The following is a 20,113-nucleotide window of genomic DNA, read 5'->3' as shown; positions in this document are numbered from 1 at the left end:
TAAACTTAACCCCAAATTACATAGCTAAAATCTACTTCACATTATTTCGATTCAAATTCAGGTATTTACTCCAGTTTGAACCATTTCTCTAGAGCTTTGTTTGCACTGACGCAAAAATCAGCCCATTCTACTTTCTTCAAAAAAAATTTAGTAAACACCCTAATTTAATGAAATATTTCATTTTTTTGCGAATTTTACTGCTCGATTTCAGTTAAAACTGCTATTCTATAAAAAATACATTAAGCAACATTGAAGGGATTTTAAATGGTTTAAAAAAACACTTTTGAACTTTATACAGCTGTTTTACACAAAATTATTTTTACAATCAAAAATCCTCTCAAAAAAGTACACTCACTATTCAAAACTGCTTACAAATTTGTATTTTTGGGAAATCAATTTCTGTTTGCATTCCAATTTCAATACAGTAAACGCACGATATAAATGCACTTTAAACATCCTGAATTACTATACTTTCTGTTTTTATTGATTGTTCCTATTTTGGTTCATTTGTTTCAATTAAGACGTTTTAAAAAAGAGTATTTCACCAATGTTCGGTTTTTAAAAGCGCTAACGATTCAAACTCGTAAAAGTTCTAAACTCAAAAAATGGTTGCTCCTTAGTTGTCGTTTACTCCTATTCACTTTTCTAATTTTAGCATTTTCACAACCTTTTTTTGAGGCTAAGGATAGTAAAAACAGTAGCAATGCCCTATATATTATCCTTGACAATTCTTTGAGTATGCAAGCCAAAGGGCAAAAGGGAGAACTACTCAAGCGGGCTGTGCAAGATCTTTTGGAACAACTACCAGAAGCAACTACGTTTTCCTTATTAACCAATTCCGAAACTTATTGGAACACTACAAAAAAAGAAATCCAATCGGACTTACAAAATATTCGTTACAGTGGGGTACCGTTTCAAATAGAAGCCCTTTTAAGTCAAGTACAATCACATAACCCCCCTTTTCAAAAAGACCTTGTTGTTATCACTGATGCTGTTGGTTTACAAAAAAAACAATTGCAATCCATTGCTACAAAAGACAATACCTATTTCGTTATTCCTAAAGCAGAACAAAAAAACAACATTGCCGTTGACAGCGTTTATATCCAGGAGACTTTAGAAAATTTTTACGAAATAAATGTCGCCGTTTCTAGTGAAGGGGACGACAATCAAAGCAGTTCTATAGCCATTTATAACGACGCTAAATTGATTGCTAAAACGGTAGTACAATTGGACAAACATCATAAAATCATCCCTTTTACGATTCCTAAGCAAGCCTTTCACGGTAAAGTTTCGGTTGAAGACAACGGACTAGCTTTTGACAATGATTACTACTTTAGCATCCTAAAACCCAAAAAACTGCGTGTCATAAGCATTGGAACTCCCGAGAAAAGCCAATTCTTAAGTCGAATTTATACCCAAGAAGAATTTGATTACTATAATTTTTCATTAACCGCACTCAATTACAACACCCTCGAACAACAAGATGCTATCGTTTTAAACGAACTAGAAACTATCCCAACGGCTCTTCAAACGACTCTAAAATCTTTTGTTGGAAAAGGGGGTAATTTGATTATTATACCTTCTCAAACGGCTTCATTTCCGCAGTTAAATGATTTCTTAAGAACTCTTGGAAAAATTCAGTTAGAATCAATCGAAAATGCAGAAAAACAAATTACCAAAATTAATTTTTCTCATCCTATTTTCTCGGTGGTTTTTGAAAATCAAGTTACTAATTTTCAATTCCCAAGGACCAAATCCAATTTTACAATCCAAGACAACCATTCTGTAGCTTTATATTATTCAGATGGAAGTAGTTTTTTGACATCAATTGACAATCCCACAGGTTCCATTTCCTTTTTTGCGGCAGCTTTAAACACAACAAATACTAATTTCCAACAATCTCCATTAATCGTGCCTGTTTTTTACAAAATGGCCACTTGGCACAAAAACAATGGGATTCATGCGCGGATTATTGGCGACAATGAGCCCTATCCGATAGCAACTACGCTATCTAAAGATGCCGTTTTGAAAGTTAAAAACAAAGACGAAGAATTTATTCCAGTTCAGCAAGCACAAAACAACAATGTATTGCTCTTTTTTAATGATTATCCTGAAAAAGCTGGGAATTTTGAAATAAACAACAAATCCATTGCCGTTGAAAATATTAGTTTTAATTACGACCGAACAGAAAGTAAAAACAGTCAGCCCAACAAAAATCTTTTGACAGAATACCAAACTATCGAATCCGTTTCGGCTTTGATAAACCAATTACAAACCGACCGAAGTGACAATCAAATATGGAAATGGTTTGTTATCTTTGCACTGCTTTTTCTGTTGGCTGAAATGGCAATTATTCGATTTTTGAAATAAAACAAACAGCACCTATGCAACTAATCATTCGAAACGCAAAAATTATTGATTCAAAAAGTAGTTATGATTCCCAAACAGTAGACCTTATTATCGAAGATGGTACTATCACGGCAATAGGAACAGCTCTCTCTAATCCTAATAATTATAGCGAAGTAAAATTAGAAAACCTTCATCTCTCTCAAGGCTGGTTTGATTCGAGTGTTTCTCTTGGAGAGCCTGGTTTTGAAGATAGAGAAACCATAAGTAACGGACTTACCGTTGCAGCCAAAAGTGGTTTTACAGCCATTGCCTTACAACCTAATACTTTTCCCGTTATTGACAATCAATCTCAAATTTTATTTGTAAAAAATAAAGCGCTAGGACATGCAACAGCAGTTTTCCCAATTGGTGCATTGACAAAAGGAAGTGAAGGAAAAGATTTAGCTGAATTATACGATATGAAAAATGCTGGGGCAATTGCTTTTGGTGATTACAACAAAAGCCAAGACAATGCTAATATGTTAAAAATTGCGTTACAGTATGTACAAGATTTTGATGGATTGGTAATAGCCTTTCCTCAAGATGAAAAAATTAAAGGGAATGGTGTAGTCAATGAAGGAGTCGTTTCCACTCGATTAGGGCTAAAAGGTATTCCTAACCTTGCCGAAGAACTACAAATAGCTCGTAATTTATTTTTATTAGATTATACAGGTGGAAAAATGCATATTCCTACGGTTTCTACAGCCAAATCCGTACAAATGATACGCGAAGCTAAAGCCAAAGGATTGCAGGTTACCGCCAGCGTTACGGTTCATCATTTAGTCTTTACTGACGAAAAACTAGAAGAATTTGATAGTCGCTCTAAAGTAAGTCCTCCTTTGCGTACTGATATGGATCGAAAAGCATTATTAGAAGGGGTTTTAGACGGTACCATCGACATGATTACCTCCGACCATAACCCTATCGATATTGAACATAAAAAAATGGAATTTGATTTGGCTAAAAACGGTACTATTGGACTGGAAAGTGCCTTTGGTGCTTTATTGACAGTATTGCCCCTAGAAGTAGTAATCGAAAAATTAACCGCTGGAAAAAACACTTTTGGAATCGAAAACACTCCAATTGAAGTAGGTGCAAAAGCAAACTTGAGTTTGTTTACCCCAGAAGGAAAAAGCACATTTACAACCACAACAATTTTATCAAAATCCAAAAACTCTGCTTTTTTAGGAATGAAAATGAAAGGCAAAGCATACGGAATTTTCAATCAAGGACAATTAATTATAAATGAGTAAACATGACAAATTCAGATAAAGAAGGCAAAAACATAGCCATCATTAGTTACTTTACCATTATTGGAGCTGTAATTGCACTTTTTATGAATAACGATAAAAAAAGTGCCTTTGCTGCTTTTCATATTCGTCAAGCCCTAGGTATCTTTTTATCCTTTTTTTTCATCGGGTATTTTATTGGTTATTTTGACAGCTGGACCATTTCATCAGCCTTTTATTTGTTCTATTTTATTCTTTGGATATATGGATTTATCGGAGCGTTACAAGGTGAAACGAAATGCATTCCTATACTTGGAGAACAATTTCAAAAAATATTCAAAAATATTTAATGAATGAAAATTAAAAGCGATTGAGGTTTTGTAATAAGTAAAACGTAAACAAACCAACACTATTCATTGCACCAACTACTCACTAAATATTGATTCTGAACATAAAACACCAAAAATCCCCATGAACTTATCACTAGAATACCTCATCAAAGAACCCAAAATAAAATCAGATAAAAATCCTTTGTTGCTGTTGTTACACGGATACGGCAGCAATCAAGCCGATTTATTTTCGTTTGCAGCAGAACTTCCAGAAGAATATTATATTGTTTCAGCCCAAGCTCCGTATGATTTACAATACGGGAGTTATGCTTGGTATGCGATTAACTTTGATGCAGATGAAAATAAATTTTCAGACTTGGATCAAGCTCGTGAATCACGAGATGTGATTGTTCGGTTTATTGATGAATTGGTAACGAATTACGCAATCGACTCAAATAATATCAGTTTATTAGGCTTTAGCCAAGGTGCAATTTTGAGTTATGCTATTGCACTTTCCTATCCAGAGAAAATTAAAAATGTCATTGCACTTAGTGGATATGCCAACGAAGACATCGCAGTTCCCAATTATCAAACAAACGATTTTAGCCAACTAAGAATTTTTCATTCACACGGAACAGTTGACCAGGTAATTCCAGTGGAATGGGCACGTAAAACAGCCCCATTTTTAAAAAACCTCAACATTCAGTCCACTTATAAAGAATATCCCGTAGGACATGGTGTTGCGCCACAAAATTTTTATGATTTTAGAAACTGGTTACTCGAAAACAATACAATCAGCAAATAGTTTCTAAATAGCACTAAATAAGTACACCAAGAGCTTGACTTTTCTATAGTCAAGCTCTTTTTTATTAGGCATAAAACCCAAAACCTCATTAAAATTTTATGGATTTTCAATTGTAGCTAAAAACAAAAAAACCTCATAATCATCAGATTACAAGGCTTTTTGTGAACGCAGAAGGATTCGAACCTTCGACCGCCTGCTTAGAAGGCAGGTGCTCTATCCAGCTGAGCTATGCGTCCAGTATTTCAATTTAGTCACCTGCTTAAAAACAGAGACACATTTGTCGGGGTGGCAGGATTCGAACCTGCGGCCTCCTGCTCCCAAAGCAGGCGCGATAACCGGGCTACGCTACACCCCGTAGCAATTAACAAAACACTAATTTCAAAATAAATTTAAAATTATGCGGAGAGACAGGGACTCGAACCCTGGCGACGATTGCTCGTCGACAGATTAGCAATCTGCTCCATTACCACTCTGGCACCTCTCCAAACTCAAAGAACGTGTCTTGTTTTGCGGTTGCAAATGTAACACATCATAGCAATACTCACAACTATTTGGATGCTTTTTTTTATAGTTTTTTTTACAAACGCGCTAAACACATTAACAATCAAAGATATAGAACTTTTTTTCAATATAAATAAATTTCTTAATAATACAATCGTTAAATCAAAATCAAAAAATTATCTAAAAAAGATTAAATTTGCTTAGCTAACCCATACAATCAACTGCCATGAACTCAAAAATTGTCATTGTTTCTGCTGTAAGAACTCCAATTGGAAGTTTTATGGGAGGGCTTTCTACGATTCCAGCTCCTGAACTTGGTGCAATCGCTATCAAAGGTGCTTTGGACAAAATACAATTAGACGCCACTTTAGTTAACGAAGTGTATATGGGACAAGTAGTGCAAGCAGGAACAGGACAAGCCCCTGCTAGACAAGCAGCCTTACTTGCTGGTTTACCTAACACCATTCCTTGTACCACAATCAATAAAGTGTGTGCTTCAGGCATGAAAGCCGTAATGATGGCAGCGCAAGCCATCGCTTGTGGAGACGCCGAAATTGTCGTAGCAGGCGGTATGGAAAATATGAGTGCCATTCCGCATTATACTCATTTGCGTAGCGGAACTAAATTTGGCCCCGCTACATTAATTGATGGTTTGCAAAAAGATGGTCTTACTGATGCCTTTGATCAGCAAGCTATGGGAGTTTGTGCCGATTTATGCGCTACAGAATATCAAATCACAAGGGAAGAACAGGATGCTTATGCTATTGCTTCCTATACTCGCTCTGCAAAGGCATGGGAAAACGGGAAATTTAAAACTGAAATCGTTCCTGTTACAGTTCCCCAACGGAAAGGAAATCCTATCATTGTAGATAAAGACGAAGAGTTCTCAAACGTTATTTTAGATAAAATACCCACATTGAGAGCTGTTTTTACAACTGATGGCACAGTAACTGCGGCCAATGCTTCAACCATCAACGACGGTGCTGCTGCTTTAATTTTGATGAGTGAAGCCAAAGCAACAGATTTAGGATTAACTCCCCTAGCCTATATCAAAGGTTATGCTGACGCTGCCCAAGAACCCAAATGGTTTACCACAAGTCCAGCAAAAGCCTTACCCAAAGCGTTGAACAAAGCAGGCATATCCATAAAAGAGGTCGATTATTTTGAATTCAATGAAGCATTTTCAGTAGTAGCCTTAGCGAATGCTAAACTCCTTTCTATAAACCCTGACAGGATAAATGTTAATGGTGGCGCGGTTTCATTAGGTCATCCGTTAGGTTGTTCAGGGGCACGCATATTGGTCACATTAATCTATGTTTTAGAACAAAACCAAGGAAAAATAGGCGCTGCTGCCATTTGCAATGGTGGCGGTGGTGCATCGGCAATGATTATTGAAAAAGCATAAATAAAAAATCATTTCTAAATTTTAATGTGGCAAGCCCAAATTTAAATTTAGAATTCAACTTATAAAATACAATACATGTTCGGAATTTGTAATCTGGCTATAATCCCCCTTCGGTTTGAACCGTCGGACAGAAGTGAAATTGTTTCCCAAGTTCTATTTGGAGAACATTTTAAAGTCTTAGAACAACAAAAACAATGGTACCGCATTCAATTACAATATGACAAATACGAAGGCTGGATTGACTCAAAACAATGCCAACTTATTTCGGAAGCCAATTACAACCAACTTTCAAACGACACTATCATTCTGAACGCCGATTTGATTGAATACATCACCACACCCACTAACTTACTTATTCCGATTCCCTTAGGAGCTTCTATTTCATTTCTTTATCACAACGAAATAAACACCGCAAATTATGAATTTGAAGGTACCAAAGTAAATGGTGTCAAATCCAAAACCAACCTTATCAACACTGCTTATTTGTATTTGAATGCTCCTTATTTATGGGGTGGTAAAACCCCTTTTGGCGTGGACTGTTCAGGTTTTACCCAAATGGTGTATAAACTCAACGGATATTCACTCCTTAGGGATGCTTCTCAACAAGCCACACAAGGAGAGCCGTTAAGTTTTATTGAAGAAAGCGAACCAGGTGATTTAGCGTTTTTTGATAATGAAGAAGGAACTATTATTCATGTAGGAATCATCATGGAAAACAATTATATCATTCATGCTAGCGGAAAAGTACGCATCGACCGTTTAGACCATTTAGGAATTTACAATCCCGAGACCAATAGACACACACACAAACTCCGAGTCATCAAAAAAATCATTTGATTTCACTTTTTTATAAATACTATTTTTAGAGAGAACATACCACTTAAAAAAATCTTATTCAATAGGAATCGCGAGCACTGGGATAGAATATTCTGTTGCAATTTTTTTAGTTAAACTGGAATGAAATAAATTTTCAAAAAAACCTCTTTTGTACGTCAACATCGTTAACATATCAATGTCTTTTTGTAAAATAAAATCAAGAATTGTTTCCTTAACTTCGTTTGAAGGGATTACTGAAAAAGTTATAGGTTCTTTTTCAAACTCTGATTCCCATTCTTTTACTGTGTCTTGAGCTACATCTGACTCATTGGTTTTAACATACAAACATTTGATTTGCGCCTTCATTTTATGAGCAATTTTCACTACACTCTTTAAGGCTTTTTTATCCTTAGGCCTAAAGCGCGTCGTAAAGCCTATCGTTTGAACTTTTTTAAAAGGAACATCATGAGGCACACATAGCATAGGCACACTAGTTTCTGTAATTACATTACCTGAATTAGTTCCCATAAAAAACGATTGCCAACCACTAGCCCCAGAAGTTCCCATAACTACAAAATCAATTTTATCTTCTATAATGGCTTTTTTAATATTAAAAGTCAAATCACCGTCCATCAATCGGTGGGTCATTTTAATTTTATCCAATTGACGTTCTTGAGCAATCGCACGGAGTTTAGGAATTTCATCTTTGAACATATCAAATTGCGCCAATTCTAACGATTCATAAATCACCATATAATTTTCAGGAAAAAACTGATTGTCCACAACAGGCAACTCAAAACTATGCAATACAATCAACTCCCCTTGCAAAGTTTTAGCCAATTCCAATGCGTGAACAAAAGCATTATTGGCCACATCAGAAAAATCAGTTGGAAATAAAATACGTTTCATACTACAGTTGTTTTTAAGGTGAACTATTTATTAATAGAACTTAAAAATAAGATTTTTTACCTATAATCCCCAGTTATACTTTGTATTTTTATTAAGCATGTAAAGCTAAAACTGGAATTTGGATATCTGAAGGCGTTTTTTCAGCATAACTTGGCACAAACATAGCCTCAAAAAAATTACTTTTATACGTTAACATCGACAAAACATCGATTTGATGATTGGCAATAAAATCAAGTGTTACTTGTTTGATTTGGTCACTTTGAATAGTAAAAAAAGTCACTGGAGCATCTTTGAATTCATTATCCCAAGTACTAATGACTTCTGATGTCACTAACGTCGTATGGTTCTTAATATACAAACATTTCACTTTCGCATCTAACAAGGAGGCAATGGACATAGTAGTCTGTAACGCCTTACAATCTTCAGTTCGATAATGAGTTACAAATCCAATAGTGTGTATTTTTTTATATTTAACTCCAGCCGGCACACACAACATAGGCACATTCAAATTCAAAATAACCGCACCAGAATTAGAGCCTGCAAAAACAGCTTCCCATTCCGCAGCACTTGAAGTTCCCATAATAACCAAATCAATAGCATCATCCTGAACCGCTTTTTTAATATTAACTGCCAAATTTCCCTCCATTAATCTGTGGGTCATTTTTATCGTATCATAATGGTGTTCTTCCATCAATGTTCGGAGTTTTGGAATTTCTTCTTTAAATAAATCAAAATGAGCCAACTCCATAGTATCATAAACTTCATTAAAATTTTCAGGAAAAAATTGATCGTCAATAGGCGGTAAATCGTAAGAATGCAATACTATAATTTCACCATTTACAGCATGTGCAAATTCCAATGCATGCACAAAAGCATTCGTGGCTACTTCAGAAAAATCAGTGGGAAATAGAATGCGTTTCATTTTAAAAAACTTTACAAATTAAACACTTACTCCCTATAAAGATACAAATTTTAACCCGTTAATTACCAATGAATTAATTGAAAAATATTTTCTATTCTACAACACAACTATAGTTTTACTACCTTTGCAACCAATTCAGATAAAAATGCTTAACAACGATTCAATAGTGGCACTAGCTACCCCGTCAGGTGCGGGCGCCATTGCCGTCATCCGAATTTCAGGTCAGGACGCAATTCATATTGGTAATTCTGTTTTTAAATCTATTAAAGAGAAAGATTTACTAAAACAAAAATCACACACCTTACACCTGGGCCATATTGTTGACGGCGCCAAAGTATTAGACGAGGTTTTGGTCTCTATTTTCAAAGGGCCTAATTCTTACACAGGAGAAAATACGATTGAAATTTCGTGTCATGGCTCTACCTATATCCAACAACAAATTATCCAATTATTGCTACGAAAAGGCTGTCGTATGGCCGATGCGGGAGAATTTACCTTGCGCGCCTTCTTGAACGGAAAACTAGACCTTTCACAGGCCGAAGCTGTAGCTGATTTGATTTCGTCAGACAACGAAGCCAGTCACCAAATTGCTATGCAGCAAATGCGTGGTGGTTTCTCGAACGAAATTGCTAAACTGCGTGAGGAGCTGTTAAACTTTGCTTCGCTTATCGAACTCGAATTGGACTTTGCAGAGGAAGATGTAGAATTTGCAGACAGAACGCAGTTTCATGAACTCTTGAACCGAATTGAGTTTGTCCTTAAACGACTCATCGATTCCTTTGCCGTGGGGAACGTTATCAAAAATGGAATTCCAGTAGCGATTGTTGGTGAGCCTAACGTAGGAAAATCAACGCTCTTAAACGCTTTGTTGAACGAGGAACGTGCTATTGTTTCAGACATTGCAGGAACGACTCGTGATACTATCGAGGACGAATTAGTAATTAACGGAATTGGTTTCCGATTTATTGATACGGCTGGAATTCGCGAAACCAAAGATGTAGTGGAAAGCATTGGAATCAAAAAAACATTTGAAAAAATTGAACAAGCGCAACTCATAATCCTTTTGCTTGATGCCAAAGAATTACAGGTTTCAGGTTTCAAGTTTCAAGTTGAAATTGAAAAAATTAAGAATAAATTTCCTCAAAAACCACTCATCGTTATCATCAATAAAGTAGATTTACTTACTCCTGAAGATGTCGAAATCATACGCAACCAACTTGAAACTTTAAAGCTACAACTCGAAACCATTTCCGCCAAACAGAAAACAGGTATAGAGGAATTAAAAAACACCCTACTATCTTTTGTCAACACTGGTGCTTTGCGTAATAATGAAACAATCGTAACCAATACAAGACATTACGACTCTTTACTTAAAGCACTGGACGAAATATCAAAAGTAAAATACGGACTGGAAACAGGACTTTCCAGCGACCTAATGGCGATTGACATCAAGGAAGCGTTGTATCATTTTGGAATGATAACCGGTCAAGTTACTAATGATGAATTATTGGGGAATATTTTTGCTAATTTCTGTATCGGAAAGTAATTACACTTCTTTTATTTATTATCAAATAACTTTTTTATTATGTAGGTTATATAATTGTTTTCAATTTCTTATTTTTTTTTTTTTTTACCCAAAAGCTCTCATAATACAAAGCGAAGAAATAGTACTACTTAATATTATAATTAATTACATTATTAAACATCATAAGGTTTAATTGTTAATGTATATTTAAGAAGCTATACTCAATTATTGCCAATGGTCTTTCTCAATTCTACTGGTTCAAATTGTAAGTTACAATGTATGTTTATCCAATTATGATTCTAAAGACACACGTTAAATGCATTTTTTTTGTATATGTGAAGTTATAAATACCAATTAATTTTCTAAAAAACAAAAACTACCAAAATATTCATTTTTAATTAATAATGTATATTTGACTATAAAAAAACAATATAAAAAATGAATTCAGATCCTTCGATAAAAAACCTATCTCTAACTGATTTGGTAGAAATTATTGGAGATAACCCTCAAGAAGAAAATGGTTTACACATTCATTTTTCAAAAAGTAGATTTAAAGAAATTCCTATAGGATATCCTTTTAGAGCCAATGCTTTTTCTTTTATATTAGTGATTAAAGGTCACATAAGGGTACAATTAAATTTGCTTAATTATACTATTAATGCATTAGAAATTATTGCAATAAATCCGCAAACTGTTATTCATATACAGGAAATTAGCAAAAACCTAGAAATTTTAAATATCTCTTTTAATATTGATTATATTTTAAAAAACGCTATCAATAAAAATGAATTAGACTCTATAGATTTTTTTACGGCTAGAAGCATACCCAAAATAAAGTTATCTGAATTTGATTTGAAAACTTTTATTGATATTTCAAAAATTATAGAAACCCACAACACTATAGGAAATACCAAACCTTTTAATATTGAAATTATTAAACATGGGTTTAAACTATTGATATATTATTATGGATCATTATTAAAAACGAAATATCCAACACTAGAAGTTCATTTAACAAGGCAAGAAAAATTAGCCCTTCGCTTCATTAAACTATTAAATGAAAACATAAAACAAGAAAGATCGGTACAGTTTTATGCAGATATTTTGTGTGTAACACCTGGATATTTGTCCAAAGTTTTAAAATCTTTGTCACAAAAAAATGCAAGTCAGTTAATTGATGAAGCTGTAATTATGGAAGCTAAATTACTGCTACAAAACCAAACGCTTTCGATTCTAGAAGTTGCAACTGAATTACAATTTAGCGATCAATCCTTTTTTGGTAAATATTTTAAAAAACATACCGGATTCTCACCTTCAAAATATAGAGAAACTGCATTTGAAAAATCAAATTCAGACCAATAAAATCTCTTTTTTTCTCTAATAAATTATTTTTTACAGTAAACAAAATCAATTTAGACCAATTCCTGCCTTTTATAGACCTGTTGTAATTCCAACGATAATTTGAATTTTGTACCCAACAAATTATTATAAAATACAACAAGAGATATGAAGAAAATGATCACCTTAACAACGCTGGTATTCCTATTGGTTAGTTGTTCAGAAAAAAAGGAAAATGAAACTGTCGAACAAACCATAATTCCTAAGGTTACTGTAAAAAAAATAGATACAAATACTGAACCTGAGGTTTTAAATTATAGCGGTACTATTGAAGCAGATAATACTGTGTCCTTAGGTTTTTCTGTTGCTGGTAGAATTTCAATAGTTAATGTTCAAGAAGGACAAAAAGTAAAAAAAGGACAATTATTAGCTTCAATTGAACAAATAAATTACAAAAACGCATTTGATATTGCAAATGCAGGTTTAGAACAAGCTAACGATAACTTTAAAAGACTACAAAGTTTGTACGAAAAAAACAGTTTGCCAGAACGTGATTTTATAGCAGTTAAGGTAGCGGTAGCACAAGCAAATGCTAATAAAAATCTAGCAGCTAAAAATTTAGCAGACACCAAACTTTATGCCCCATTTTCAGGTATCATCACAGCAAAACTAACAGAAATAGGTGCAACTGCAGCTCCAAGTGTACCTGCTTTTACTATTATGAAAACTGATAAAGTTTATGCAAAAGCTTCAATTGCTGAATCTGAAATAGCAAAACTTAAAATTGGAACCGAAGCTTCTGTAGATATTGAATCCATAAACAAATCTTTCTATGGTAAGGTTGCCATAGTAAACCCTAGTGCTGATCCATTAACAAGAACCTTTAATGTAAAAGTACGTCTAGATAATAATGATGATACATTATTACCAGGCATGATTAGTACTATAAAAATAAATACAAACAAAACTGTAAATGTAATTACAATTCCTTCAGAAAGTATTGTTAGAGATGCAAATAACATTCTATATGTATATGTAGTAAAAAATAATAGGGCTATTAAAAAAAGAGTTTCTGTAGGTAGTTTTAAAGGTAATGAAGTCATAGTTACAGATGGGTTGTCAGTAGGCGATTTATTGGTTACCGCTGGAAATAAAGATATAAAAGATGGGCAAACGGTAGCTCTATAACTAGAATAAATTAATACCATGAAAAGAGTAAAAATAAACTTTATAGAAGCTGCAATGAAGTACCGTCAGGTAACCATTGTACTTACGGTTTTATTAATGATATTGGGTGTTTATTCTTTAGCGACAATGGCTAGAAGTGAAGATCCACAAATTACAGTTCGTAAAGGTTTAGTTGTAGCAGCATTTCCTGGTGCAGATGAATTACAGGTAGAGCAACAAATAACCAATCAATTAGAACAGTTTTTATTTGGTTTTGAAGAGGTTAGAAAAGAAAAAACAATTTCAGAAACCAAAGAAGGTCAAGTAGTGGTTACGGTTGAATTAAATGAAAATGTGGTAGATACCGATGCTTTTTGGGCAACCTTACAACACGGTTTAAATACTACGTTTAAGCAAAATTACACCCTACCACAAGGTATGATTGGGCCAATGGTTAATAGTGATTTTGGCGATGTAGTAGCGCAAATGATTACCGTATCCGCACCTGGCAGAAGTTATGCTGAAATTGAAACGTATTTAGATGCTTTAGAAGATGGCATTAAAACCATTAATGAAACCTCTAAAATAAAGCGTTATGGAGGTCAAAAACAACAAATCTACGTTACTTTAAAGGATGAAAAAATGAAACAATATGGTTTCGATTTTTCAACAATAGCACAAACCATTCAAATGCAGAATAACACCGGATACTCTGGTGGAATTACTTTAGAAAATTCTGAAGTCTCTGTTTTTACTAAAAATCAATATAAAAATGAAACCGATTTAGGAAACCAAATTATATATAGTAGTCCAGACGGAAAAGTAGTTCGTTTAAAAGACGTCGCTTCAATAGAACGAAAATACGAAGAAACATCAAGTTACATAAAGGTAGATAACCAAAAAGTAATGATGCTTACGGTTGAAATGCAACCTGGTAATAATATAGTCCAGTTTGGAGAGGAGGTTGCTTTAAAAATTGATGAAGTAAAAAAACAATTACCTCAAGATGTACAAATTAATACTATTGTAGATCAACCTGCGGTTGTTAAAGATAGTGTTGGCCACTTTATGTTAGAATTTATAATTGCAATAATAGCAGTTATTGTGGTTGTAATTCTATTGTTGCCTTTTAGGGTAGCTTTAGTATCTGCAATTGCCTGTCCTATAGTTATAATGATCACTTTTGGTGTTTTAAACACAATGGGCATTGAAATCCATCAAGTTACCTTGGCAGGTTTAATTATCGTTTTAGGTATGGTGGTAGATGATGCTATTGTGGTGGTAGATAATTATATAGAAAAACTAGATGAAGGTGTAGATACTTGGACTGCTGCGTGGCAAAGTGCCACACAATTAATGGTGCCAGTTTTTACAGCTACTATGGCTATTATTTTTGCCTTTTTACCCTTAGCTTTTTTCTTAAACGGGTTAGCTAAAGAATTTATTCAGGCATTACCTATTGCTGTAGCGGTAGCGTTATTTTCGTCATTACTAGTGGCATTATTATTAACACCCTATATGTGTTATTTATCCATTAAAAAAGGATTGAAACATAAAGAAAATGATACTAATAAAAAAAGTGTTTTAGATAAAATACAAGATTGGTTTAATAATGCATTAGAGTTTAGTTTTAAACGTCCTAATACAACCTTAATTATAGGTTTTTCAACAGTGGGTTTAGCCTTATTGGTTGCAAACGGATTAGAGCAAGAGTTATTCCCTACTGCAGAAAGAAATCAATTTAATATAGAAGTTTGGCTACCAAACGGTGGTAATTTAAAACAAACAGAAGACGTTGTAGCAAGAGTTGAAAACCTAATAAAAAAAGATGAAAAAGTACTTGAAGTAGCTAGTTTTATTGGTACAAGCTCACCAAGATTTCACTCTACTTATGCACCAGAATTTCCAAGAAAAAACTTTGCTCAAATTTTTGTAACCACAACAGGAAAAGAAGCTACGGAAGAATTAGCCCAAAAATACATAAAACAATTTGAAGGTTTTATTCCTGATGGATACATACGTGTAAGGCAGTTATCTATGAAAGAATCACCAGCACCTGTAGAAGTTAGAATTATTGGTGATAATTTAAGAGATCAGCAACTGGTCGCAAATCAAGTTAAAGAGATATTAGAAAACACCCAAGGAACTAATTGGATAAGAACAACCTATCAAGACGATTACTATGGCGTAAAAGTGAATCTTAATGACGACAAAGCAAATCGTTTAGGTGTAACAAACGCTATGGTTACACAAACTTTAGGGGCTGGTTTAAAAGGCTATCCCGTATCTACGGTATATGAAGGCGATAAAGCAATCGATATTTTATTGAGATTAGATGCTAAAAATAGAACAAATTTTAACGATTTAGGAGCCCTAAATATTGCTACAGCATTTGGCACCAAAGTTTCGTTAAAAGATGTAGCAGATATTGCACCAGAATGGCACACAGGTGCTATTACGCACAGAAATGGTCTAAGAACACTTACAGTTATGACCGAAACGCAATATGGTATAAAAGCAGCAACAATTCAAAATGAAATTATGCCTAAAATTGAAGCTTTAAAATTACCAGAAGGCATCTCTATTGACTATGGCGGTGAATATGAGAGCACTAATGAAACAGCTCCACATATGTTGGCCTCATTAGGTATAAGCATCATACTTATATTTTTAACACTTTTATTTCAGTTTAAAAACTTTGCAAAAGTAATTATTGTGTTAGCAACGTTTCCGTTGAGTTTATTAGGTGCTTTTTTAGGGTTATTAATCACAGGAAATCCAATTGGTTTTACAGCTTTTATGGGAATAATTAGTCTTATTGGTATTGTAGTTAGAAATGGTATTATTCTCGTTGATTATGCAGACGAACTTGTACTAGACCATGGTTATTCTGTAAGAAAGGCTGCAATAGCAGCAGGAAAAAGACGGATGAGACCAATTTTCTTAACCTCATCAGCAGCTGCAATAGGTGTATTACCTATGATTTTAGGAAAATCACCTCTTTGGGCACCTTTAGGAAGTGTACTAGCTGTTGGATTAATGGTATCAATGGTACTAACGCTTTTTATTGTACCAATTCTATACTACAAATTTATTAATCCAAAACCTGATGCAATCCATCCACATGATCATGCACAAGAGTTCGAAACCATACTTTATAAGCCAAAAAATAAGAATAGAGCACTTCGTAAATTAGAAGTGATGAAGCATAAATTTAAAAAACAGTTAAAAAAATAAAAAATAAACTATAGAGCTACTGTTTAAAGATTAATTGCAATAATTAAATTATTTATAAAACAGTAGCCACTATAAGCTCTTTTAAAAAGTAAAACATTATGAGTACAAAAAAATATAAGCTTTCAGTAGTTTTTATGTTGGTTTTCGCAATGTATAACCAAACTATTGCTCAAGATAAGTTGTTGACATTACAAGAAGCAAAAACTATGGCAACAACCAATAACAAAAAAATGATTAAAGCTAGTAAAAATATTGATGCCGCTAATGCAGCGAAAGCATCTTCATATGCATCTAACAAACCTTTTGTAGATGCAAGTGGTATGGGCATTCACGTAGGTGATCCTTTAAATAGTTTGTTGCCAGAAAATTTCGCTAATGCATCTATAGGCGTTTCACAAGTGGTATTTGCAGGGGGTAAAATAAATACAGTAAAAAAAATAAGCACCACTGCGGTAGATTTATATACATCACAAAAAGAGCTAACTAATAGTGAAGTTTTATTAGATGTTGAAACCACCTATTGGCAAATAGTAACTGTAAAAAGTAAAATTGACCTTGCTAATAAGTATAAATCATTGCTAACCGAGTTGTTAAGAGATTTAACCAATTCATACAATGCAGGTATCATTTATAAAAATGATGTTTTAAGAGTACAGGTGCAATTAAATCAAGCAGAATTAGACTTAACCAAAGCAACAGATGCCCTTAAATTATTAAAGCTTCAAATGGCACAGTTAACAGGTTTACCAAACACAAATTTTTATATAGAAACATCAATGGATAATACAGTTGCATTAGTTGCCGATGCTGCAAATCTTGAGGCTGTTGCAACCCGACCAGAAATAAAAATACTTGAAAATGCAGTTGAAATTGAAGAACTTAAAACCAAGGTCTTATCTGCAGACCGAAAACCAACTATTAGTTTAAATGTTAGTGGTGTGTATGCTAATGGCAAACAAATAAATTTTACTGATGGTAGTAATGATTTTTCATCGTATTACGGAGTACTCAATGTAAACATTCCAATATTTGATTGGGGTAGCCGAAAACAAAAAGTTAAAGAACAAGAATATAAAGCGCAAGTTCAAAAATTAGAATTAGATGAAACCAAAGAATTACTACTAATTCAAATCGAAAATGCCTATTTAGAACTTCAACAAGCAAAACAAAGGGTACAAATTAACGAGAAATCATTACAACAAGCTGACGAAAATTTAAGGTTAAACCAAGACCGATTTACAGCAGGAACTGTAACAGGAAAAGATGTATTAGAGGCACAAGTACTATGGCAAGAGGCCTATTCTAATGTAATAGATGCTAAAGCAAGTTATAGAATTAATGAAGCTAATTACAAAAAAACTATTGGTCAATTAAACTAGTTTTATAACATAATTGGTTATGGAAGTAGAGGTGTTTTAGAAAATTTAATAAGATGTAGTTATTGTTCAGTTTAGCCATATTAAAATTTATTCATGAAAAGTAATAGTGAAAATAGAATATTAAAAAACGCAACCCATCTTTTTTTTGCATACGGTATTCAGCGCATTACAATGGATGATATTGCTACAAAAACAGGTGTCTCTAAAAAAACAATTTATAAATATTTTGAAAATAAAGACGAATTACTGCAACAAATCATTACTTTACAATTAGCAAAATTCCAAGATGTACTACTCAAAAACAATAAAGAATGTGAAAATGCATTAGTAGAATTAATCTACTTTTTTGAATATATCAATCAACTCGCTTTCAAAATCTCTGCCTCTTTTGGTAAAGAATTAAAAAAGTACCATACAGCAGTTTTTATAATCGAAATTAAAAATATAAATACACATGTAATGGCTTTTCTTTTAAACAACATTAGTAGAGGAAAACAAGAAGGTGTATATAAATCTGATTTAAACATAGTAGAAATATCAGAATCGTTTACTGAATTCTCTAAAAAGCTTTTTTTTAACGGTTTCTTAAGTAATTCAATAACAAATAATAAACAAACAATTACCTTTTTAAATTCGTTATTCTTACATAGATTGGTTTCCATTAAAGGGCTAGACTTATTAAATGACTATAATAAAAGTTGAATTTATTAAAGCATGTTATTTAAAATTTAGAAATAAAACATTATAATTGAGTAAAAGATTCCGTAAAAAAGAAGTATTTATAGCTTTGTTTATAGAAATTCCTACGAAAACTATTCCTAATAAATTTGTAAAAAATATAAATGAGTCTAGTGGATAAATATTTAATAATTCACTTAAAATTAAGTCGCTCATTGTAGCGATTTTTTTTTATCTTTAAATGAATCAACTTTCCTTTATTTAGTGTTTGTTTTACTAAATACTATAATTAATTGATGCCTATTTGTTGCCCATAATTTGCAAACCCTTATGAATACTAACAACTTCAAATATTGTATCGGGGAAGTAGCAATAAAGTTATACGTTTTAAACAAACCTAACATCCAAAAACACCCCATGACCGTACACGAATTAGTAGGTAGTTACGCCATCGAAGGCAGTAATCAAGACGAAACGAATAGAATCGCTTACCGTGGTAAACTGCATTTGTCATTGGATGAGAACAATCGCGTGGTTGCGCATTGGATTATTGGAGAAAATCAAGAACAATTTGGACATGGTTTTTTCAAAGACAATATTTTGGTAATCAATTTTTACTACACAGGTGAAGCGGGAGTAAAATTCAAAGGAGTGGCAGTTTATCGTTGCATTACCAAAGATATACTAGACGGTTTTTGGTCGGAAAAATACGGGAACCCTCAGTATTTAGGAACCGAACGCTGTCTGAGACTACAAACGACAGAAACTCGAAACTGATTTCCGTAACTTTGTTGGGTAATCGCTTAATTCTTTAGTTCAAAAAAACACATGCAAAATCGTTATTCAATTGTAATTAGCCCACCGGAAGAAATTATTGCGTTGGTAAAATCCATGAAGGAAGCTCTGGCAAAAGAAATAGGTTGGTTTCACAGTAAAAATTCGCTTGCACACATTACGATTAACGAATTTATGGCTACCGAAAATAAAATCGAAAGCATCAAAAAACAACTTTACAACATTTGCGACGCCATCCAGCCTAAAACGGTTTCCTTAGACCATTTTGACACTTTTTCCAACGGTGCTTTTTTTCTAGCACCTGATGAAGTCTCGAAAACCAACTTGAAACACATTTTCAAACAGTTCAATCAGTCCTTCAAAGTAAAAACGCTATTCAAAAACAGCGAACCGCATTTGACAATTGGTCGCCAGTTGAAACCAGAACATATTGTCATTGCTTACCGCCTTTTTTCTAATCCGATTGCTATACAATTTGTCTGTGATAATATCGCGTTACGACTTTTTAACCCCACAAAAAAACAGTTTGAAATAATTGACCGTTTTGATTTTAACGATAACCCCAAACCGACTTTAGAACAAGGGCGTCTTTTTTAATTTTAAAGGAACTTTTATAATCTATCCAATCAAGTTCAAAAGGGATCAAATTCAAATATTATTATATTTTAAAACGTATAATCTTATAAAAAC

At 33.4% G+C, this 20,113-nt stretch carries 16 protein-coding genes and 3 tRNA genes; 14 read left to right on the top strand and 5 right to left on the bottom strand.

The genetic code is table 11. The features are described 5' to 3' along the window. Positions 1-441: 441 nt before the first annotated feature. From K5R64_RS01615 to K5R64_RS01600, 4 genes are all read left to right on the top strand, one after another. Complete coding sequence (locus K5R64_RS01615) at positions 442-2,370, top strand: BatA domain-containing protein (RefSeq protein WP_220760170.1); 1,929 nt, start codon at positions 442-444, stop codon at positions 2,368-2,370. Positions 2,371-2,384: 14 nt separating this feature from the next. After that, positions 2,385-3,641, top strand: a complete 1,257-nt coding sequence (locus tag K5R64_RS01610) for a dihydroorotase family protein (protein ID WP_220760168.1) — start codon at positions 2,385-2,387, stop codon at positions 3,639-3,641. 2 nt (positions 3,642-3,643) lie between these two features. Continuing rightward, positions 3,644-3,967, top strand: a complete 324-nt coding sequence (locus K5R64_RS01605; protein ID WP_220760166.1) for a DUF4870 domain-containing protein — start codon at positions 3,644-3,646, stop codon at positions 3,965-3,967. 121 nt (positions 3,968-4,088) lie between these two features. Then, positions 4,089-4,751 (top strand): alpha/beta hydrolase, encoded by a 663-nt coding sequence (locus tag K5R64_RS01600; protein ID WP_220760164.1) that lies wholly within the window; start codon positions 4,089-4,091, stop codon positions 4,749-4,751. Between the two features lie 162 nt (positions 4,752-4,913). Here K5R64_RS01600 and K5R64_RS01595 read toward each other — a convergent pair. The 3 genes from K5R64_RS01595 to K5R64_RS01585 all read right to left on the bottom strand — a co-directional run bounded on the left by K5R64_RS01595 (position 4,914) and on the right by K5R64_RS01585 (position 5,235). Further along, positions 4,914-4,987, bottom strand: a tRNA-Arg gene (locus K5R64_RS01595). A gap of 44 nt (positions 4,988-5,031) precedes the next feature. Then, positions 5,032-5,106 (bottom strand) — tRNA-Pro (locus K5R64_RS01590). A gap of 45 nt (positions 5,107-5,151) precedes the next feature. After that, positions 5,152-5,235 (bottom strand) — tRNA-Ser (locus tag K5R64_RS01585). A 243-nt stretch (positions 5,236-5,478) separates the two neighbouring features. On the opposite strand from K5R64_RS01585, the gene K5R64_RS01580 reads away from it, so the two are divergent. Both K5R64_RS01580 and K5R64_RS01575 read left to right on the top strand, forming a co-directional pair. Next, entirely contained in the window at positions 5,479-6,657 is a 1,179-nt protein-coding gene (locus tag K5R64_RS01580) for an acetyl-CoA C-acyltransferase (protein ID WP_220760162.1), read from the top strand. Between the two features lie 75 nt (positions 6,658-6,732). Then, on the top strand, positions 6,733-7,494 hold the full coding sequence (locus K5R64_RS01575) for a C40 family peptidase (RefSeq protein ID WP_220760160.1): 762 nt from the start codon (positions 6,733-6,735) through the stop codon (positions 7,492-7,494). 54 nt (positions 7,495-7,548) lie between these two features. Here the strand turns inward: K5R64_RS01575 and K5R64_RS01570 are convergent, their stop codons facing one another. Next, positions 7,549-8,382 carry a universal stress protein gene (locus K5R64_RS01570; protein WP_220760158.1) on the bottom strand — a complete coding sequence of 278 codons (834 nt, stop codon included), beginning with the start codon at positions 8,380-8,382 and terminating at the stop codon, positions 7,549-7,551. A gap of 91 nt (positions 8,383-8,473) precedes the next feature. Beyond that, positions 8,474-9,304 (bottom strand): universal stress protein, encoded by an 831-nt coding sequence (locus K5R64_RS01565; RefSeq protein WP_220760156.1) that lies wholly within the window; start codon positions 9,302-9,304, stop codon positions 8,474-8,476. 145 nt (positions 9,305-9,449) lie between these two features. Between K5R64_RS01565 and mnmE the strand changes: the two genes are divergently transcribed. The 8 genes from mnmE to K5R64_RS01525 all read left to right on the top strand — a co-directional run bounded on the left by mnmE (position 9,450) and on the right by K5R64_RS01525 (position 20,020). Further along, the gene (gene mnmE / locus K5R64_RS01560) at positions 9,450-10,850 is read left to right on the top strand and encodes a tRNA uridine-5-carboxymethylaminomethyl(34) synthesis GTPase MnmE (RefSeq protein WP_220760154.1); all 1,401 of its coding nucleotides are present in this window, start codon (positions 9,450-9,452) and stop codon (positions 10,848-10,850) included. A 417-nt stretch (positions 10,851-11,267) separates the two neighbouring features. After that, positions 11,268-12,191 (top strand): AraC family transcriptional regulator, encoded by a 924-nt coding sequence (locus tag K5R64_RS01555; RefSeq protein ID WP_220760152.1) that lies wholly within the window; start codon positions 11,268-11,270, stop codon positions 12,189-12,191. Between the two features lie 144 nt (positions 12,192-12,335). Continuing rightward, positions 12,336-13,355, top strand: a complete 1,020-nt coding sequence (locus tag K5R64_RS01550; protein ID WP_220760150.1) for an efflux RND transporter periplasmic adaptor subunit — start codon at positions 12,336-12,338, stop codon at positions 13,353-13,355. Between the two features lie 18 nt (positions 13,356-13,373). Then, positions 13,374-16,571: an efflux RND transporter permease subunit gene (locus K5R64_RS01545; RefSeq protein ID WP_255580267.1), complete on the top strand. Its 3,198-nt coding sequence runs from the start codon at positions 13,374-13,376 to the stop codon at positions 16,569-16,571. A gap of 98 nt (positions 16,572-16,669) precedes the next feature. Beyond that, on the top strand, positions 16,670-17,950 hold the full coding sequence (locus K5R64_RS01540; protein ID WP_220760148.1) for a TolC family protein: 1,281 nt from the start codon (positions 16,670-16,672) through the stop codon (positions 17,948-17,950). A gap of 93 nt (positions 17,951-18,043) precedes the next feature. Then, positions 18,044-18,652, top strand: a complete 609-nt coding sequence (locus K5R64_RS01535; protein WP_220760146.1) for a TetR/AcrR family transcriptional regulator — start codon at positions 18,044-18,046, stop codon at positions 18,650-18,652. Positions 18,653-19,045: 393 nt separating this feature from the next. Beyond that, positions 19,046-19,405, top strand: a complete 360-nt coding sequence (locus K5R64_RS01530) for a hypothetical protein (protein WP_220760397.1) — start codon at positions 19,046-19,048, stop codon at positions 19,403-19,405. A 51-nt stretch (positions 19,406-19,456) separates the two neighbouring features. After that, positions 19,457-20,020 carry a 2'-5' RNA ligase family protein gene (locus K5R64_RS01525; RefSeq protein ID WP_220760144.1) on the top strand — a complete coding sequence of 188 codons (564 nt, stop codon included), beginning with the start codon at positions 19,457-19,459 and terminating at the stop codon, positions 20,018-20,020. The last annotated feature ends 93 nt before the right edge of the window (positions 20,021-20,113 follow it).

The sequence above is a fragment of the Flavobacterium sp. UMI-01 genome (genome assembly GCF_019656315.1).
GTDB lineage: Bacteria > Bacteroidota > Bacteroidia > Flavobacteriales > Flavobacteriaceae > Flavobacterium.
The sequence above is the reverse complement of the archived record's forward strand: the minus strand, read 5'-3'. Positions and strand labels throughout refer to the sequence as shown.

Bases quoted from the DNA above. Each gene is read 5' to 3' on its own strand.
- K5R64_RS01535 (WP_220760146.1), top strand. From the start codon at position 18,044: ATGAAAAGTAATAGTGAAAATAGAATATTAAAAAACGCAACCCATCTT.
- K5R64_RS01580 (WP_220760162.1), top strand. From the start codon at position 5,479: ATGAACTCAAAAATTGTCATTGTTTCTGCTGTAAGAACTCCAATTGGA.
- K5R64_RS01530 (WP_220760397.1), top strand. From the start codon at position 19,046: ATGACCGTACACGAATTAGTAGGTAGTTACGCCATCGAAGGCAGTAAT.
- K5R64_RS01540 (WP_220760148.1), top strand. From the start codon at position 16,670: ATGAGTACAAAAAAATATAAGCTTTCAGTAGTTTTTATGTTGGTTTTC.
- K5R64_RS01575 (WP_220760160.1), top strand. From the start codon at position 6,733: ATGTTCGGAATTTGTAATCTGGCTATAATCCCCCTTCGGTTTGAACCG.
- K5R64_RS01550 (WP_220760150.1), top strand. From the start codon at position 12,336: ATGAAGAAAATGATCACCTTAACAACGCTGGTATTCCTATTGGTTAGT.
- mnmE (WP_220760154.1), top strand. From the start codon at position 9,450: ATGCTTAACAACGATTCAATAGTGGCACTAGCTACCCCGTCAGGTGCG.
- K5R64_RS01545 (WP_255580267.1), top strand. From the start codon at position 13,374: ATGAAAAGAGTAAAAATAAACTTTATAGAAGCTGCAATGAAGTACCGT.
- K5R64_RS01570 (WP_220760158.1), bottom strand. From the start codon at position 8,382: ATGAAACGTATTTTATTTCCAACTGATTTTTCTGATGTGGCCAATAAT.
- K5R64_RS01605 (WP_220760166.1), top strand. From the start codon at position 3,644: ATGACAAATTCAGATAAAGAAGGCAAAAACATAGCCATCATTAGTTAC.
- K5R64_RS01565 (WP_220760156.1), bottom strand. From the start codon at position 9,304: ATGAAACGCATTCTATTTCCCACTGATTTTTCTGAAGTAGCCACGAAT.
- K5R64_RS01615 (WP_220760170.1), top strand. From the start codon at position 442: ATGCACTTTAAACATCCTGAATTACTATACTTTCTGTTTTTATTGATT.
- K5R64_RS01610 (WP_220760168.1), top strand. From the start codon at position 2,385: ATGCAACTAATCATTCGAAACGCAAAAATTATTGATTCAAAAAGTAGT.
- K5R64_RS01525 (WP_220760144.1), top strand. From the start codon at position 19,457: ATGCAAAATCGTTATTCAATTGTAATTAGCCCACCGGAAGAAATTATT.
- K5R64_RS01600 (WP_220760164.1), top strand. From the start codon at position 4,089: ATGAACTTATCACTAGAATACCTCATCAAAGAACCCAAAATAAAATCA.
- K5R64_RS01555 (WP_220760152.1), top strand. From the start codon at position 11,268: ATGAATTCAGATCCTTCGATAAAAAACCTATCTCTAACTGATTTGGTA.